The sequence below is a fragment of the Streptomyces sp. NRRL S-118 genome (genome assembly GCF_000716335.1).
In the GTDB taxonomy this organism is placed as follows: Bacteria; Actinomycetota; Actinomycetes; order Streptomycetales; family Streptomycetaceae; genus Streptomyces.
In genome coordinates this window covers 36,653-37,699 of sequence record NZ_KL591034.1, presented here as the reverse complement: position 1 = coordinate 37,699, position 1,047 = coordinate 36,653, and the positions used below count along the sequence as shown (strand labels likewise).

Here is a 1,047-nt window from a genome sequence, read left to right as displayed (position 1 = left end):
AGCCAACTTAGAGCACTTCTGACACACGCCCTAGTCTTCTGAGTCAGGAATTCTGTTCAGATATGAGGCGAGGCGTTCGAGGATCTCATCCGCGGACTTCGTCCAGATGTAGGGCTTGGGGTCGCTGTTCCACGCGGCGATCCAGGTCCGGATGTCCTGCTCCAGGGCCTGGACACTTTTGTGGACGCCTCGCCGTATCTGTTTGTTCGTCAGCTCGGCGAACCATCGCTCGACCAGGTTGAGCCAGGACGATCCGGTGGGTGTGAAGTGCAGGTGAAACCGGGGGTGGGCCACCAGCCAGGTCTTGATGGCCGGGGTCTTGTGGGTGGCGTAGTTGTCGAGCACCAAGTGGACTTCCAGGCCGCCCGGGACTTCCTTGTCGAGCTTGATGAGGAACTTCTTGAACTCCTCGGCCCGGTGGCGGCGGTGCAGAGAGCCGATCACTTTGCCGGTGGCGACCTCGAGGGCGGCGAACAGGGTGGTGGTGCCGGCGCGGACGTAGTCGTACGTGACCCGCTGCGGGACGCCGGGCATCATCGGCAGCACGGGCTGCGAGCGGTCCAGGGCCTGGATCTGCGACTTCTCGTCCACGCAGAAGACCAGGGCCCGTTCCGGTGGGTCCAGATAGAGACCGACGACGTCGTGGACCTTGTCGACGAAGTACGGATCCGTCGACAGCTTGAACGTCTCCGAACGATGCGGCTGCAGGCCGAACGCCCGCCAGATCCGTGACACGGTCGACTGCGACAGGCCCGTCTCCTTCGCCATCGAACGCGTCGACCAGTGTGTCGCGTCCTTCGGAGTCGACTCCAGCGTCCTGGTGACCAGCGCGGCGACCTGCTCGTCTGTGACCGATCGCGGACCGCCGGATCGCGGCATGTCTCCGAGGCCGGCAATCCGGTGCTCGACAAACCTCGCCCGCCACCGGCCCACCGCATGCGCGGTCGAGCCCAGCCGGGCCGCCACGTCCTTGTTCGAAGCACCTTCCGCGCAGGCCAGAATGATCCGGCAACGAAGGGCCACGCCTGCGGCGTGGAACGGCGCCGC

Annotated in this window: 1 pseudogene; it reads right to left on the bottom strand. The window is 65.1% G+C overall.

Going from position 1 to position 1,047, the window contains the following annotated elements:
- Positions 1–30: 30 nt before the first annotated feature.
- A pseudogene (locus IH00_RS0134360) lies at positions 31–1,047 on the bottom strand (IS630 family transposase); the annotation flags it as partial.